15 protein-coding genes and 1 pseudogene are annotated in these 14,825 nt (G+C 66.7%); 10 read left to right on the forward strand and 6 right to left on the reverse strand.

From position 1 onward, the window contains the following. The first annotated feature begins 47 nt into the window (after positions 1 to 47). A complete protein-coding gene (phoU, locus tag BN973_RS26055; RefSeq protein ID WP_036471600.1) occupies positions 48 to 716 on the forward strand; it encodes a phosphate signaling complex protein PhoU in 669 nt (222 codons plus the stop codon). Positions 717 to 721: 5 nt separating this feature from the next. Here phoU and pstB read toward each other — a convergent pair whose 3' ends face one another. The 6 genes and pseudogenes from pstB to BN973_RS26080 form a co-directional block, all read right to left on the reverse strand. Further along, on the reverse strand, positions 722 to 1,498 hold the full coding sequence (gene pstB / locus BN973_RS26060; protein WP_025738017.1) for a phosphate ABC transporter ATP-binding protein PstB: 777 nt from the start codon (positions 1,496 to 1,498) through the stop codon (positions 722 to 724). A gap of 13 nt (positions 1,499 to 1,511) precedes the next feature. Continuing rightward, entirely contained in the window at positions 1,512 to 2,432 is a 921-nt protein-coding gene (pstA, locus tag BN973_RS30790; RefSeq protein WP_232232235.1) for a phosphate ABC transporter permease PstA, read from the reverse strand. Next, positions 2,433 to 3,452, reverse strand: a pseudogene (gene pstC, locus BN973_RS31210) (phosphate ABC transporter permease subunit PstC); the annotation flags it as partial. Positions 3,453 to 3,499: 47 nt separating this feature from the next. Continuing rightward, complete coding sequence (gene pstS, locus BN973_RS26070) at positions 3,500 to 4,561, reverse strand: phosphate ABC transporter substrate-binding protein PstS (RefSeq protein ID WP_084163663.1); 1,062 nt, start codon at positions 4,559 to 4,561, stop codon at positions 3,500 to 3,502. Positions 4,562 to 4,756: 195 nt separating this feature from the next. Next, positions 4,757 to 5,704 (reverse strand): mycothiol synthase, encoded by a 948-nt coding sequence (gene mshD / locus BN973_RS26075; protein ID WP_036471602.1) that lies wholly within the window; start codon positions 5,702 to 5,704, stop codon positions 4,757 to 4,759. After that, positions 5,701 to 6,477: a winged helix-turn-helix transcriptional regulator gene (locus tag BN973_RS26080; RefSeq protein ID WP_139830141.1), complete on the reverse strand. Its 777-nt coding sequence runs from the start codon at positions 6,475 to 6,477 to the stop codon at positions 5,701 to 5,703. Before BN973_RS26080 ends, mshD begins: the two co-directional genes overlap by 4 nt. Before the next feature lie 187 nt (positions 6,478 to 6,664). Here BN973_RS26080 and lmeA point away from each other — a divergent pair, with 187 nt between their 5' ends. The 9 genes from lmeA (at position 6,665) to BN973_RS26125 (ending at position 14,748) form a co-directional block, all read left to right on the forward strand. After that, entirely contained in the window at positions 6,665 to 7,477 is an 813-nt protein-coding gene (gene lmeA / locus BN973_RS26085) for a mannan chain length control protein LmeA (RefSeq protein WP_036471603.1), read from the forward strand. After that, positions 7,474 to 7,896 carry a thioredoxin family protein gene (locus BN973_RS26090; RefSeq protein ID WP_036471604.1) on the forward strand — a complete coding sequence of 141 codons (423 nt, stop codon included), beginning with the start codon at positions 7,474 to 7,476 and terminating at the stop codon, positions 7,894 to 7,896. The genes lmeA and BN973_RS26090 overlap by 4 nt, the downstream gene beginning before the upstream one ends. Positions 7,897 to 7,937: 41 nt before the next feature. Further along, on the forward strand, positions 7,938 to 8,021 hold the full coding sequence (locus BN973_RS32230) for an Ms5788A family Cys-rich leader peptide (protein ID WP_414098614.1): 84 nt from the start codon (positions 7,938 to 7,940) through the stop codon (positions 8,019 to 8,021). A 97-nt stretch (positions 8,022 to 8,118) separates the two neighbouring features. Next, entirely contained in the window at positions 8,119 to 8,589 is a 471-nt protein-coding gene (locus BN973_RS26095; RefSeq protein ID WP_036471605.1) for a DUF4395 domain-containing protein, read from the forward strand. 37 nt (positions 8,590 to 8,626) lie between these two features. After that, entirely contained in the window at positions 8,627 to 9,460 is an 834-nt protein-coding gene (locus tag BN973_RS26100) for a sulfurtransferase (RefSeq protein ID WP_036471606.1), read from the forward strand. 1 nt (position 9,461) lies between these two features. Continuing rightward, on the forward strand, positions 9,462 to 9,764 hold the full coding sequence (locus tag BN973_RS26105) for a DUF1416 domain-containing protein (RefSeq protein WP_036471607.1): 303 nt from the start codon (positions 9,462 to 9,464) through the stop codon (positions 9,762 to 9,764). Between the two features lie 164 nt (positions 9,765 to 9,928). Then, positions 9,929 to 10,594, forward strand: a complete 666-nt coding sequence (locus BN973_RS26115; RefSeq protein WP_036471608.1) for a nitrobindin family protein — start codon at positions 9,929 to 9,931, stop codon at positions 10,592 to 10,594. Positions 10,595 to 10,742: 148 nt separating this feature from the next. Next, positions 10,743 to 13,085, forward strand: coding sequence for a RyR domain-containing protein (locus BN973_RS26120; protein WP_232232150.1), 2,343 nt, complete (start codon positions 10,743 to 10,745; stop codon positions 13,083 to 13,085). 151 nt (positions 13,086 to 13,236) lie between these two features. Continuing rightward, positions 13,237 to 14,748 carry a sensor domain-containing protein gene (locus BN973_RS26125; RefSeq protein ID WP_036471610.1) on the forward strand — a complete coding sequence of 504 codons (1,512 nt, stop codon included), beginning with the start codon at positions 13,237 to 13,239 and terminating at the stop codon, positions 14,746 to 14,748. The last annotated feature ends 77 nt before the right edge of the window (positions 14,749 to 14,825 follow it).

Here is a 14,825-nt window from a genome sequence, read left to right on the forward strand (position 1 = left end):
CTTCAGTAGATCGCCGATTCGGTCGCCGAGTCAGTAGGCTTGGCGTCATGCGGACCGCCTACCATGAGCAACTCTCGGATCTATCCGAGCGCCTTGGCGAGATGTGCGGGATGGCGGGTGTAGCCATGGAACAGGCAACCCAGGCACTCCTGCAGGCCGACCTCGTCCTCGCCGAACAGGTGATCTCCGGCCACGAAGACATAGCGGAGTTGAGCGCCCGCGCCGAGGAGAGCGCGTTCGTGCTGCTGGCGCTGCAGGCACCGGTGGCCGGCGACCTCCGGTCAATCGTGAGCGCCATCCAGATGGTGGCCGACATCGACCGGATGGGCGCACTGGCGCTGCACGTCGCCAAGATCGCCCGCCGGCGCCACCCTCAGCACGCCCTGCCCGAGGAGGTCAACGGCTATTTCGCCGAAATGGGCAGAGTCGCAGTCGAATTGGGTAACAGCGCACAAGAGGTGGTGTTGTCCCGCGACCCGGAGAAGGCGGCCCGGATACGCGAGGAAGACGACGCGATGGATGATCTGCACCGGCATTTGTTCTCGGTGCTGATGGATCGCGAGTGGAAGCACGGCGTGGCCGCCGCCGTCGACGTGACGCTGCTCGGCCGTTTCTACGAGCGCTTCGCCGACCACGCGGTCGAGGTCGCCAGGCGCGTCATCTTCCAGGCGACGGGCAAGTTGCCCGACGACGAGACCGCGCCCACGACGCCGTAAACCCGTCAGCCGAAGCGACCGGAGATGTAGTCCTCGGTGGCCTTCTGCGAGGGATTGGAAAAGATCTTCTCGGTGTCGTCGATCTCGATGAGCCGGCCGGGCTTTCCCGCCGCTTCCAGGTTGAAGAACGCCGTGTGATCGCTGACGCGGGCGGCCTGCTGCATGTTGTGCGTGACGATGACGATCGTGTAGTCCTGCTTCAGCTCGCTGATCAGTTCCTCGATCGCCATCGTCGAGATCGGGTCCAGCGCCGAGCACGGCTCGTCCATCAGCAACACATCGGGTTGCACCGCGATCGCGCGCGCGATGCACAACCGCTGCTGCTGCCCGCCGGACAGCCCGCCACCGGGCCGGTTCAGCCGGTTCTTGACCTCGTCCCACAGGTTGGCGCCCCGCAGCGAGTGTTCGGCGACGTCGTCGAGCAGCCTGCGGTTGCGCACCCCCTGCAGCTTCAGGCCCGCGACCACGTTGTCGCGAATCGACATGGCGGGAAACGGGTTTGGTCGCTGGAACACCATGCCGATCGCCCGGCGCACCCCCACCGGGTCGATACCCGGGGCGTAGATGTTCTCGTCGTCGAGCAACACGGTGCCCTCGACCCGCGCACCGGGAATGACCTCATGCATCCGGTTCAACGTCCGCAGCACGGTCGTCTTGCCGCAGCCCGACGCGCCGATGAACGCCGTCACGCTGCGCGGGAGAATCGACAGTGTCACATCGGCGACCGCCTGAAACGATCCGTAATAGATGTTGACGTCTTTCAAGTCCAAACGCTTTGCCACCCAGCACTCCTCCCTAGGACTTCTTGGGAGCAAACATCATCGAGACCACCCTGGCTCCGACATTGACAACGGCGATCATCAAGATCAGCGTCAGCCCCGCACCCCACAGTCGATCCGTGGGAACCGGGTTGACGCCTGCGCCCGCCGCTGTCTCGTTGAACATCATGCCAGGCAATGTCCCCATGAACCCCTTGAAGATGTCGAAGTTCATCGCCTGCGAGTAGCCGACCAGGATCAGCAGCGGAGCCGTCTCACCCATCACCCTGGCCAGCGCCAGCATGATCCCGGTGATGATGCCCGACAACCCTGTCGGGATCACCACCCTGACAATGGTTTTCCACTTTGGAACCCCCAACGCATAGCTGGCTTCGCGTAGATCCATCGGAACGATCCGAAGCATCTCCTCCGTCGATCGCACGATTACCGGCAGCATCAACAGCACCAACGACAACGACACCGCGAACCCGGAGCGGCCAAGTCCCAGCGTGGCCACACACGACGCGTAGATGAACAGTGCGGCAATTATTGATGGCACGCCGGACAAGATGTCCACCATGAAAGTGGCGACCCTGGCGAGTCTGGTCCCGCCGCCGTACTCCACCAAATAGATCGCGAGCATCACACCGATCGGGACGGAGATCGCGGCGGACACCAATCCCTGCAGCACGGTGCCGACGATCGCGTGATAGGCGCCGCCCCCGGCCAGGAACGGCGTCGTGCCCGCTTGCGAATGCGTCCACCACGACAGGGACGCTATTGCCTTGAACCCCTTGATGATAACCGCGCACAGCACCCACAGCAGCGGCGCCAGCGCAATCAGCATCGCCAGCGAAACAAGCACCGTCGCAACGATGTTCGAGGCCCGGCGGCGCCGACCGAGCCCGGACAGCCTGCGTGCCTTGAGGGGCGGTCGTAGATCGAGGTCATCGCGCACCCGCTTGGTCCCGGCGAGGGCGCCGCGGGCCAACGCATCGACCACGAAGGTCAGCACGAAAAGCACCAGTCCCGCGGCGATGTACGCGCCGGCCTTGTACTTGTCGTTGAATTCCCATGCGGTGGCCGCGATCTTGGTCGCGAAGGTCGAGCCACCATCGAACAGCGACCAGCCGAACGCCTTTTGCGTGCCGCGCAAGATGATCAGCAGCGCGACCGTCTCACCCAGCGCGCGGCCCAGCCCCAACATCGCGCCGCTGATGTACCCGGACCGCCCGAACGGCAAAACCGTGGTGGTGACGACCTCCCAGCGGGTGGCGCCGAGCGCCAGTGCGGCCTCGATCTGATCGTGGGGCGTCTGCACGAAAACTTCGCGGGTGACCGCGGTGATGAGCGGCAGGATCATCACCGCCAACACGATCCCGCCGGTGAAAATGGTGCCGCCGCCGGCCGCCGACACCGTGCCGTCGGCGAACAGGAAAAGCCAGCCCAGCGAATGGTTCAGCCAGGTCGCGACCGGCCGCAGTTGCGGAGCAAGCACATACAGACCCCACACGCCGTAGATGATCGAGGGAACCGCGGCCAGCAGGTCGACGGTGTAGGCCAGCGGCCCCGCGAGCCGCCGCGGTGCGTACTGGGTGAGGAAGATGGCGACACCCAAAGCGACCGGCATCGCCAGGATCAACGCGAACACCGAGATGAACAGCGTCACCTGCAGCAGATCGAGGATGCCGAAGTGCATCGCCGAGGTGTTGGTGGTGACCCAGTTGCCACGGTAGGTGAAGAAGTCCTCTTGATTGCGCTTTAGCGCCGGCACCGCGCGCCACAACAAGAAGCCGCCGATCGCGACGACCACGATCGCGATCAGGACCGCCGACGCCTCGGCGAACTTGCGAAATATCCGGTCGCCGAAACGGGATTGCACACCCTTCCATTGCCGGATGGGCAGAACCGGCGCCTCCGGAAAGGAGGCGGCAACGACCGCACCCGAACCCGGGTGGGCTGGATCTGGCGTAGTCACTGTGAATCCGTCACTGCTGGTTTGGTGTCGCTCCTTGGACCCGAGGGCTACTGCATCGCATCGATCGCGGCGACCAGTCGCTTCTTGACCTTATCGGTCAACGGGATGTAGCCGGCCGCCGCAAGGTTGGACTGACCGGTGTTCGCGGCCACGGTCAGGAACGACTTGATCGCCCTCGCGGTCTCCGCGTCGTAACCCTTCGAGCAGACGATCTCGTAGGTGGCCAGCACCAACGGATAGGCACCCGGTTGTTGGGTGGCGTACATCGAATTCAGGTTCAGCACCAGGTCATTGCCGCCGGACACGAAGGTGGCCGTGTCAATGGCGGTGCTGGCCGTCTCGGTGGTCAACGGAACCACGCCGCCGGCGGTGACGAGTTGCGCATAGGGAAGACCCGCCTGATCGGCGAAGCCCTTTTCCACATATCCGATGGCGCCGTGCGTGGCCCGCACCGCCTGGATGACACCGGACGATTTCGTCGCACCTTCGCCCACGCCGCCCTGGAATTCGGTGCCGACTCCACGAGACCAGCTCTCCGGTGCGGCGGCCGTCAGAAACTTCTGCACATTGTCGGTGGTACCCGAGGAGTCCATCCGGTAAATGGGCGCAATCCTGGTGTCGGGCATCGCGATACCGGGATTCAGCGCCGCCAGCACGGGGTCATTCCAGACGGCGATTTGGCCGGTCAAGATCCGGGCCAGCGCATCACTGTTGACGGTCAACGTCTTGACCTCGGGCAGGTTGTAGACCAGGGCCACCGGCCCGAACACCAGCGGCAAGTCCCACGCGGGATTTCCGTTGCACCGCTTGGTGGCGGGCATGATCTGGTCGGTGTTCAGCGGAGAGTCCGACCCTGCGAAGTCGACATGGCCGGCGATGAATTGCTCGCGGCCCGCTCCCGACCCCGTCGCGTTGTACGACACGGATTTGCGCGGGCAGTACTGACCCCAGACATGGCTGAACATCGCCATCGCGTTTTGCTGAGCGGTCGACCCCTCGGCCGTCAGTTCGCCTTTGCCGCTGCAGGCCGGCGTGCCGGGTCCCGAGGACGCCGGCGAGGCCGGGTCGTGGTGATTGTCGTCGCTGCCGCAGGCCGTCAGGCCCATCATCGTGATCGTCAACGCCGCGGCCGCCAGCGTCTTGCCCACGTTGCCCAGGCTCACCGATCTCGCTTTCTCACGCAGTTTCGACGCATGCGGCCGCCGATCGAAACTATGCGCTGAAGCCCCTTTCACATGAGTGCCTAAGCGGTGAACGTGCGGTGAATAATTTGCCGGCACGCCACTTCTGCCTGCGCTTTCGCCTCAGCCCGCGGCCGGCCCCGGCGCATATGCGGTGTCGACGCTGTAGGTGGTGAATCCCTGTCGCTGATAGGTCCGAACCGCAGCGACATTGCCCGACTCGACGTAGAGCAGCACGGTGACTTCTGCAGCGGGACAACCCGGGTGCGGAGGCCCGGACAGGCGTCGGGCCAGCGACTCGATGCCGACGGCGGTCAGCATCTGCCCCAGCCCACGGCCTTGCGCGGACGGGTCGACGCCGAGGACGTACACCTCGCCGAGGCGCGGCTGATCGAGGTGCACTTTGGTCCAGTGGAAGCCCAGCAGCTCGTCGTCGCTCTCGTTGACCGCCAGGAACAAACCCGCCGGGTCGAACCACGGCTCGCCGCGCCGCTCGGCCAGGTCGGCCTCGGTCCAGCCGCCCTGTTCGGGATGCTCGACGAACGCGGCGTTGTTGACCCGCAGCAGCTCGGCATCGTCGTCGCTACCCGCGTAGGTGCGCACCAGCACGCCGGGCGGCGGGGCCACCGGGTCGGGAACGTTGTGCAGCGTGAGTCTCATCTGGACGAGTTCGCGCACCGCGACCAGACCCAGCGCGGACGCGGTCGCGGCGGCCGGCCGCAGTGTGCCGTGCGCCCAAAAGCGGTTAGTTCCACCGGTTTTGCCGATCGTCGCCCGCACCATGGCCGAGCCGATACCACGCCGGCGGGCCCGCGGATGGACCACGAGTTCGGCCATCGGATCGCCGCCGCCGCGCGGCGCACTTAGATTGAGATAGCCCTCGATCGTGTCGGCACCCGAATCTGCGGCGCCGGTGATCACCAGATGATCGGTGCGGTGGTGCCCGAGTTCTCGAAGAACCTGCTCGCCGACGGGCGCTACCCCGTCGAATTCGGTTGCCGCCGCGACCAGTTCACGCACCCCCTGCTGCTCTTCGGCGCTCAGCGCGGAGCGCCAGCCGGGCGCGATCACTGACTACGCAGCGGGTCGGCCAGTGGGTCCTGCAGATCCTCGGAATCGGTCTCGTCCGTCTCGTCGGCGTCGTCGTCGGGCGGAGGGATCGGCGCTCGTCCGCGCGCCGGGCGAACGGCCTTGTAGCCCACATTGCGGACCGTGCCGATCAACGCCTCGTACTCGGGGCCGAGCTTGGCCCGCAGCCGACGTACGTGCACATCGACCGTCCGGGTGCCGCCGAAGAAGTCGTATCCCCACACCTCGTGCAGCAACTGAGCACGGGTGAACACCCGGCCCGCATGCTGGGCGAGGTACTTCAGCAGCTCGAACTCTTTGTAGGTGAGGTCAAGCGGGCGGCCCCGCAGCCGCGCGGTGTAGGTGCCTTCGTCGATCACCAGCTCGCCGAGGGTGACCTTCCCGGCGGTTTCCTGGTCGGCCAGGCCGCCGCGGCGACCCACCACCAGCCGGATGCGGGCATCGACCTCGGCGGGTCCGGTGCCGGGCAGCAGGATTTCGTCCAGGCCCCAGTCGGCGCTGACCGCCACCAGGCCGCCCTCCGCCACCACCGCCACGACCGGGACCGACCGGCCCGCGGTGCTCAACAAGCGGCAAAGCCCGCGCGCGGCCGACAGATCGGTGCGCGCGTCGACGAGCACCGCGTCCGCGGTGCCCGCTTCCAGCAGCGAGGACGGTTCGGGCGGCGCCGTCCGCACGGTGTGGGGAAGTAACGACAACGACGGCAGGACCGGGTCCGGGTGCAGCTCAGAGGTGAGTAGTAGTAGCTCCAACAAGCCCCTCCAGCTCGTGGGAAAGGCATCTCCCAGATTCATAAAGCCACGTGGCGTTAGTGGCCAGGCCATCTAACGATAACGTGCTACCTGGCCTTTGTGCGCCTCGTTGCTCGCGACTGTGAGCCCCACCACGAGCTCATCCAGACCGGAATCCCGCGCCGCGCGCCGCGGCGAACTGCGCCACAATATGCGGATGCGCAGGCTGCTGATCAGTGTGATCGCCACGGTTTCGGTCGTGGCGGTGATCGTCGTCGGCGCCGTCGGGACGGACTACGGCGCCAGCATCTACGCCGAATACCACCTGTCGCGCAACGTCCGCAAGGCGGCGAATCTGGGCTCCGACCCGTTCGTCGCCATCCTGGCCTTCCCGTTCATTCCGGAGGCGATGCACCGCCATTACCGAGAGCTGGAGATCAAGGCAAACGCCATTGATCACGCGCCGACGGGCAAGGCCACCCTGGAAGCCACCATGCACTCGATCGACCTGACCTACGCGTCGTGGCTGATCAGACCCGATGCGAAGCTGCCGGTAGGCAAGCTGGAGAGCCGCATCATCCTCGACTCCTCGCACCTGGGCCGATACCTCGGCATCGACGACCTGATGGTAGAGGCGCCGCCCGCCGAGACCAACGACGCCACCGGCGGCACCACCGAATCGGGCATTTCGGGAAGCCACGGGCTGGTATTCAGCGGCACCCCGAAATCCGCCGACTTCGATCACCGGGTGAGCACCTCGGTGGACCTTTCGATCGCCCCCGACGATCCGGCGACGCTCGTGTTCACCCCGACCGGCATCCTCACCGGCCCGGATACCGCCAACCAATCCGTGCCGGACGACAAGCGCGACGCCGTGCTGCGCGCCTTCACCGCCCGACTGCCCGATCAGCGGCTTCCGTTCGGCGTGGCGCCGCGCACCGTGGGGGCACGCGGCTCGGACGTCATCATCGAGGGCATCACCACGGGAGTAACCGTGACCCTCGAAGGGTTTAACCCATCATGAGTACCGTCGTCGTCGCGATCGTCGCGGCGCTCGCCCTGGCGGCAGTAGTCGGCTGGCTGGTAACCCGGCGCTCCGGAAGCATCACAGCAGTCGATTCGGGCCCGGGCCCACGGGCCGGCGCCGACACCGCTGACCTGGGACTGTCCGGCACCGGACCGACGGTCGTGCATTTCAGCGCACCGTGGTGCGGACCCTGCGATCGCGTCCGCCGGGTGGTCGACCAGGTGTGCGACAACATGGGCGACGTGGCGCATGTGGAAGTCGACATCGACGCCAACCCGGCAGCCGCACGGCGGTTTTCGGTGCTGTCGTTGCCGACCACCTTGATTTTCGACGTCGACGGACGTCAGCGTTACCGGGCATCGGGTGTCCCGAAGGCCGCCGACCTGCGCTCTGCGCTCGAACCGCTGTTGGCTTGATCGCGATGTCATTGGGTAAGCTGACCGACGTGTCATCCCGCATGGAGCCCATGCTCACCAAGCGTCGCGCAGTCGATCTGTGCCGCATCGCGGGTTGTTGTTGTCGCTGTTGCTGTAGCTGCTGAGTAGCCGCGCCCGCCCGCGCAGCGCTCGGAGCCAGCCCGGAGCCCCACCGTGGCATGTCTCCACTTCTTCCGTGCAACAGGCAAATAGGAGTCTTTCGTGTCAAGCAGTGATCCCAGCGCCCCGCTGGACCGCGTCGACGTTCGCGGACCCAGATTCGCCGCCTGGGTTACCACGGCCGTGCTGGTCGCGACGCTGCTCGTCTCGGCGCGCAGCCCGCTGGCGGCCGCGATCATTCTGGGAGCGCAGGCCGTCGTCTTCGCGATCGGTGCCTTCGGCGGCCCGCGCCGGCACCCTTACGGCCGGCTGTTCGCCACCCTGGTGGCCCCTCGGCTGGGCGCGGTAAAAGATCGCGAACCGGTGGCTCCCCTGAAATTCGCCCAGTTGGTCGGACTGATCTTCGCGGTCGCCGGTACCGCCGGATTCGCCGTCGGTGCGCCGCTGACCGGCGTCATCGCGACGGCTTTCGCTCTGGTGGCGGCGTTCCTGAATGCGGCCTTCGGCATCTGCCTGGGCTGCCAGCTTTACCCGCTCGTGGTTCGCTTACGACCGACCGCCGGTCCGGCGTAACCCAAGTTCATCGCAAGTAATCGAAAGGATCCACACCATGGCACGCTCCGACGTCCTGGTCTCCGCCGAATGGGCTGAGAAAAATCTCGACACGGCGAACGTCGTGTTCGTCGAGGTCGACGAGGACACCAGTGCGTACGACGGAGGCCACATCGCCGGTGCGATCAGGCTGGACTGGCGCACCGACCTGCAGGACCAGGTCAAGCGCGACTTCGTCGATGCCCAGCAGTTCTCCAAGCTGCTGTCCGACCGCGGCATCGCCAACGACGACACCGTGGTCCTCTACGGCGGCAACAACAACTGGTTCGCCGCCTACGCCTACTGGTACTTCAAGCTGTACGGCCACGAGAACGTCAAGCTGCTCGACGGTGGCCGCAAGAAGTGGGAGCTCGACGGGCGCCCGCTGACCGCCGACACCGTCAGCCGGCCGGCCACCTCCTACACCGCGGCACCGCCGGACAACACGATCCGCGCGTTCCGCGACGAGGTCATCGCGGCCATCAACGTTAAGAATCTCGTCGACGTGCGCTCCCCCGACGAGTTCTCCGGCAAGATCCTGGCGCCCGCGCACCTGCCGCAGGAGCAAAGCCAGCGACCCGGCCACATTCCGGGAGCGATCAACGTGCCGTGGAGCCGGACCGCGAACGAGGACGGCACCTTCAAGTCGGATGAGGAGTTGGCCAAGCTGTACGCCGACGCCGGCCTGGACGGCACGAAGGAAACGATTGCGTACTGCCGAATCGGGGAACGTTCGTCGCACACCTGGTTCGTTCTGCAGGAATTGCTCGGGCATAAGAACGTCAAGAACTACGACGGCAGTTGGACGGAATACGGCTCCCTGGTGGGTGCCCCGATCGAGTTGGGAAGCTGATATGTGCTCTGCACCTAGGCAAGGACAGACGTTGCCGGCCAGCGTCGACCTGGAGAAGGAAACGGTGATCACCGGCCGCGTCGTCGACCGCGACGGCCAGGCCGTCGGTGGCGCGTTCGTCCGCCTGCTGGACTCGTCCGACGAGTTCACGGCGGAGGTCGTCGCGTCGGCCACCGGTGATTTCCGGTTCTTCGCCGCACCGGGAGCGTGGACACTGCGTGCCCTGTCCAAGGCGGGCAACGGCGACGCCGTCGTCGCGCCGTCCGGCGCCGGTATCCACGAGGTGGACGTCAAGATCGCTTGACCGCTGCGGCCGCGGCCTCCGATCCCCCGGAAGCACGGTTGACGGCGCGAGGCGAATAGACTCGCTGGCGTGGTGCTCTTCTTCGAGATCATGCTGGTCGCGGCAGTCGTGGTCATCTCTTGGTTTGCGTTGTACACCCTCTACCGGCTCATCACCGACGAGTCGTGACTGACGAGGACCCTGAGGGACCGGCCGGTTCTGCAGGCTCCGGCGACCGCGCGGTGGCCGCCGCCGCTGAACGCGCCAAGGTGACCGCGGCCCGCAACATTCCCGGTTTCGACGATCTGCCGGTGCCGGCCGACACGGCGAACCTGCGCGAAGGCGCCAACCTCAACGACGCGCTGCTGGCCCTGCTGCCGCTGGTCGGCGTCTGGCGCGGTGAGGGCGAGGGGCGCGGCCCCGACGGCGACTACCGATTCGGCCAGCAGATCGTGGTCTCCCACGACGGCGGCGATTACCTGAATTGGGAAGCCCGCTCCTGGCGGCTCGACAGCGACGGCAACTATCAGGAGCCCGGCCTGCGTGAGACCGGCTTCTGGCGCTTTGTCCTCGATCCAGACGACCCGAGCGAATCGCAAGCCATCGAGCTGCTGCTCGCGCACTCGGCGGGCTACGTCGAACTCTTCTACGGGCGCCCGCGCAACCAGTCGTCCTGGGAGCTGGTGACCGACGCGTTGGCCCGCAGCCGATCCGGTGTTCTGGTCGGCGGCGCCAAGCGCCTCTACGGCATCGTCGAAGGCGGCGACCTCGCCTACGTCGAGGAGCGAGTCGACGCCGACGGCGGACTGGTCCCGCACCTGTCGGCGCGGCTGTCGCGATTCGTCGGCTAGTGGCCCGCTGCCGTTGCCCGAGTAGCTAATTCGGCGCTCACACCGAACCATTGCTTTCGCCCGATCTTTTGCGTGTACTGTTCGACGTCCGAGCAGCCGTGCGAAGGGAGATCGGCGGATGCGTCCCACGAGGGCACCCTCGCCCATATTGCGTTGGGCCGTAACGGCGGTCGGCCTGCTGCTGATCGCCTACCTGGCCGTGCTGGACGCGCGCCCCTCCCTCGACGACTCCTTTCCGGGTTGGCTGGCGTGGTTCGGCCGGCCCGGATCGATGCCGACGCTGTTGGTCGTTGTCTCCGTGCTCATCTGGGCGTCCGTGCTGAACTTTCGCTCGGGCAGCCACCGGGTGGTGGGTATTTCGTTCACCCTGATCGCAGCCCTGGTCCCGATGACGGCGATTCTCGGGCTGACCTCCTATTGGGGATGTCACGACGCCAACCATCCGGCGTTCTTCACTCCCCTGATGGCGACGGCCAGCCTGGTCAAGGGCGGCACCGGCGACTTCTCCGTCGGCGGAAAGACCTGCCCGAACCCGACACCGGTGGGCCTGGAACTGGCCCGGATCGCCGCGCTGTCGGCGATCTTCACCGGATTGGGCGGTGCCGTGGTCGGGGTCTTCCGGTCCCAGGTGGACCGGATGCGGGCCAACTGGGCCGAATCCGTCACGGCCGTCGTCGGTATCGACGGCGACACCCAGTCGATGCTGAGCGCCGTGTCGCGCACCTTGGACCGGCGCAGCACCCTGGTCGTCCTCACCGGCGCCAGCGACGATCGCGTGCAGCGGGCCCGCCGCCAGGGCGCCCGGGTGGTGCTGGTGGACTTCAACACCCCATCGACCTGGGTGTCACTTCGGCTGTGGCGCCGCCTTTCTCGGCTCTACCTGATGGCACCGGACCCGGCGCTCAACCTGATGTGGCTGGACCTGATCAGTCGCCGGCTCGCCGAAATCGCGCACAAACGGCGGCTACCGCTCATCGTGCGGATGGACGATCCCTGGCTGGCCCAGGCGTGGCGCGCCCAGCAGTTCGGCGGATCCGACACCCGATGGGCGGCCGACGTAGTCGGCAAATACGAGGTGACCGCGGGCCGGCTGCTCAACAGCATCATGGCGACCGGGCGGACCAAACATGTGTTCGTCTGTGGCACTTCACAATTGACGCTGGCACTGTGCGCGGATTTGACCCAACGCGCGCTGGAACGCGACTTCTACACTCCGCCCGGCGCGGTCGAGCTGCCCGCGCTGACCCTGGTCGAACGAGACGCCGAGGAGTACTTGCGCGACCACGAGTTCCACCGTCAGCAAGCCGGATTCGCCTCCGAGGGGCCGACGATCGACGCGGTCGCCGAGGCCCCGACGATACCGACCATGCTGAAGCTGATCGGCGACGTCGACCCCGCCACCGCCGCGGTCATCTTCGTCGATGCACATGCCGGAACAACGGCGGCGAGGCTGGCCGCCCGCTTTCCCGACATGCCGATCTACGCCTCGGACCTCAACACCAGCCTCACCGACGACTCCATCCAGGTCGTCGGCCGACTGCAGTCCTACTCGCTGGTGCTCGACACCCAGGAGGGTCAGGTTCAGGACGCGTGGGAGCGCGCGGCGCGGCTGATCCACGAGCGCTACGTCGCCACGATCGACCCAACTTGGACGCGGGGGCCCGCATCGGTGCCGTGGACCGAGCTCGACGAGTTCTACCGGGGCTCCAACCGGCGCCAGGTCCGCAACGCGTTGTGGATGGTCGAGCAGATCGCGGGCCACACCTGGAACACCTGGGGCAGCCCGCCACAGCAGCTGTCGGGCAGCGAGATGGGAGAGTTGGCGCCGCTGGAACAGCTTGCGCTGATGGGCTTCGACCACGACTCCGCGCTGCAGATGGCCCAGGCAGAGCACGAGGACTGGTGCCGCTACTACCGGCGCAACGGCTGGAAATACGGCTCTGTGCGCGACGACTCGCGCAAGATCCACAACAAGCTCGTCGACTGGTCGGTGGTGGAAAGCGACCCGGATCTGCTCAACGCGGCGGTGCGCAGTCTGGCGGGCACGCTGTGGAGCCTGCGCCAGCTGGGCTTCCGGTCGCGTCCGCTGTGGCAGTCCTTCACCCGGGTGGGGACGGTGGCCGCCGAACAACGCAGCACGCCATGGACATGGGTGTCGGACTCGGGACACACGATGCGCGCCGATGCCGGCGACTGGGCGATCTCCGAGGACGGAAAGGTCTGGTCGGTGCGCGACGACATCTTCCGGGACACCTACGAGCCCGCGGGCGATGGGCGCTGGCAGCGCAAGGGGCGGGTACAAGCTCGCCCGGCCTATCCGGGCGAGACCATCAATACCCTGGAGGGGCCGACGAACGCCGCCGAGGGCGACTGGGTGGTGCGGGGATCCGGCGGTGAGCAGTGGCCGGTTCCCGGCGACGAGTTCGCGCGCCGCTACGTCGAATACCGGCCGCCCGAAGAGGCCCATGCCCAGGACGGCGGACCCGGGTAACCGGTCGGCATTGTCGACCCGGAAATACGCGCAAAATTTGCGCATCCTGAAGCGGCCCAACACTGATACGGTATCGGCGCATGTGCGTATGGGTCGCGCAGGCAGGCGTTCGCCCCAGTTCGTTCGCTTCGCTTCACCCTAGGAGACTGCGATGGCTTTGTTCATCAGCTACTCGAGCCAAGATCGGTCGACGGTCGACGCGCTGACCACCGCGCTGCGGCGCGGTCAGAACCAGGTGTGGTTCGACCAGGAGCTCGGCGGCGGCGACTCGTGGTGGGCCAAAATTCTCGAGCAGATCCGCGACTGCGAGGTGTTCATCGTCGCGCTGTCCAGCAACTGGCTGCAATCCAAGCCGAGTCAGGCCGAGCTGCGCTACGCCCAGGCCCTGGGCCGCCCGATCCTGCCCGTGCGCATCGGTGAAGTCGACAGCATGCGCGTGAATCCCCTTGCCGCATTGCAGATCATCGACTACCGGGAGCCGACGGTCGATGCCGGCATCCAGTTGGTCACCGCCGTGCACGCGCTGCGCAGCAAGCCCGTGCCGTTGCCCGACCCGCTGCCCGAAGAGCCTCCGGTGCCGTTCGGATACATCACCCGGCTGGGCAACCAGATGGCCGAAAAGGAGCTCAGCCCGCAGCAGCAGCTCCAGCTGTTGGTCGAGCTGCGGTCCGGGCTCGACGAGGACGGCGATGACCCCAGCGCCCGCGGCGACATCGCGCAACTGCTGCGCATGTTGCGCCTGCGGCACGACGTCACGTACCGCACCCGCAGCGAAATCGACAATGTGCTGGCCGAAATCGAGGCCAAGGACGGTTCGCCGGGCGGCGCCGCGAAGGCCCCGGCCGCCGCGTCGGCCCCCGCGCCGGCAGCGAGCGCCGCGACCGCGGCCACCGCCCCGGCCGCGGCGAGCGACGGTGCGGCAACCGGCGGATCGAACAAGCGGCTGCTCATCATCGGCGGTGCCGCAGTCGCGGTCATCGCCGCGATCGCGATCGTGGTGGTGATGACCACGCAGAGCGGCAAGACCAAGCCGGCTCCCCGGGCGTCGAACTCGAATTCGGCTCCGACGGCGGCGAATTCGGGTCCGTCGGCGAACGCGAGCAAGCTGGAATCCTATTTGGTCGGTGCACCCGAAGTCGGCGCCATCGTGGGTGACCCGACCGTGGTGGCCGGCGAAAAGATCAGCCAGCTGCGAAACCCCAAGTGGACCCTGACCGACCCGGCGTGCGCGGGAACCTACGAACCCGCCGTGGCCGCGGCATACCAGGGCGCCGGCGGCTTCAGCGCGGTGGGCGGCCTGATCGTGCACACGGCCGGGCAGGACCCGCCGAACCGGATCATCGAGACGGTCGCGGAATTCTCGTCGCCCGACAAGGCCAGCGCTTTCGTTCAGGAGTCCGCGGACAAGTGGAAGTCGTGTGCCGGTAAGACGGTGACCGAGACGCTCAACGGCAACAGCTTTGACTGGGCCTTCGCGGACGTGACCGGCACCGTCCCGAAGATCGCCCAGCAGCGCACCCGGGGAGACAACGGCAAAATCTGCCACCACGTGCTGCACGCCGACGGCGCCAGGGTCATCGACGTGACGGTGTGCGGCCCGAATGCCGCACCCGGCCAGGCGGGCAAGATCGCCGAGCAGATCGCCGCGAAATCCAATCAATAGCAGCCCAAGACATGGAACGGCCCCCGAGCCGTGTTCCTGGTTGGACAGACCGGGAAGCTCGGGGGCCGGGTGGCTAC

The sequence above is a fragment of the Mycobacterium triplex genome (assembly GCF_000689255.1).
GTDB lineage: Bacteria > Actinomycetota > Actinomycetes > Mycobacteriales > Mycobacteriaceae > Mycobacterium > Mycobacterium triplex.

Bases quoted from the DNA above. Each gene is read 5' to 3' on its own strand.
- phoU (WP_036471600.1), top strand. From the start codon at position 48: ATGCGGACCGCCTACCATGAGCAACTCTCGGATCTATCCGAGCGCCTT.
- pstS (WP_084163663.1), bottom strand. From the start codon at position 4,561: ATGATGGGCCTGACGGCCTGCGGCAGCGACGACAATCACCACGACCCG.
- lmeA (WP_036471603.1), top strand. From the start codon at position 6,665: ATGCGGATGCGCAGGCTGCTGATCAGTGTGATCGCCACGGTTTCGGTC.
- BN973_RS26090 (WP_036471604.1), top strand. From the start codon at position 7,474: ATGAGTACCGTCGTCGTCGCGATCGTCGCGGCGCTCGCCCTGGCGGCA.
- BN973_RS32230 (WP_414098614.1), top strand. From the start codon at position 7,938: ATGGAGCCCATGCTCACCAAGCGTCGCGCAGTCGATCTGTGCCGCATC.
- BN973_RS26100 (WP_036471606.1), top strand. From the start codon at position 8,627: ATGGCACGCTCCGACGTCCTGGTCTCCGCCGAATGGGCTGAGAAAAAT.
- BN973_RS26105 (WP_036471607.1), top strand. From the start codon at position 9,462: ATGTGCTCTGCACCTAGGCAAGGACAGACGTTGCCGGCCAGCGTCGAC.
- BN973_RS26125 (WP_036471610.1), top strand. From the start codon at position 13,237: ATGGCTTTGTTCATCAGCTACTCGAGCCAAGATCGGTCGACGGTCGAC.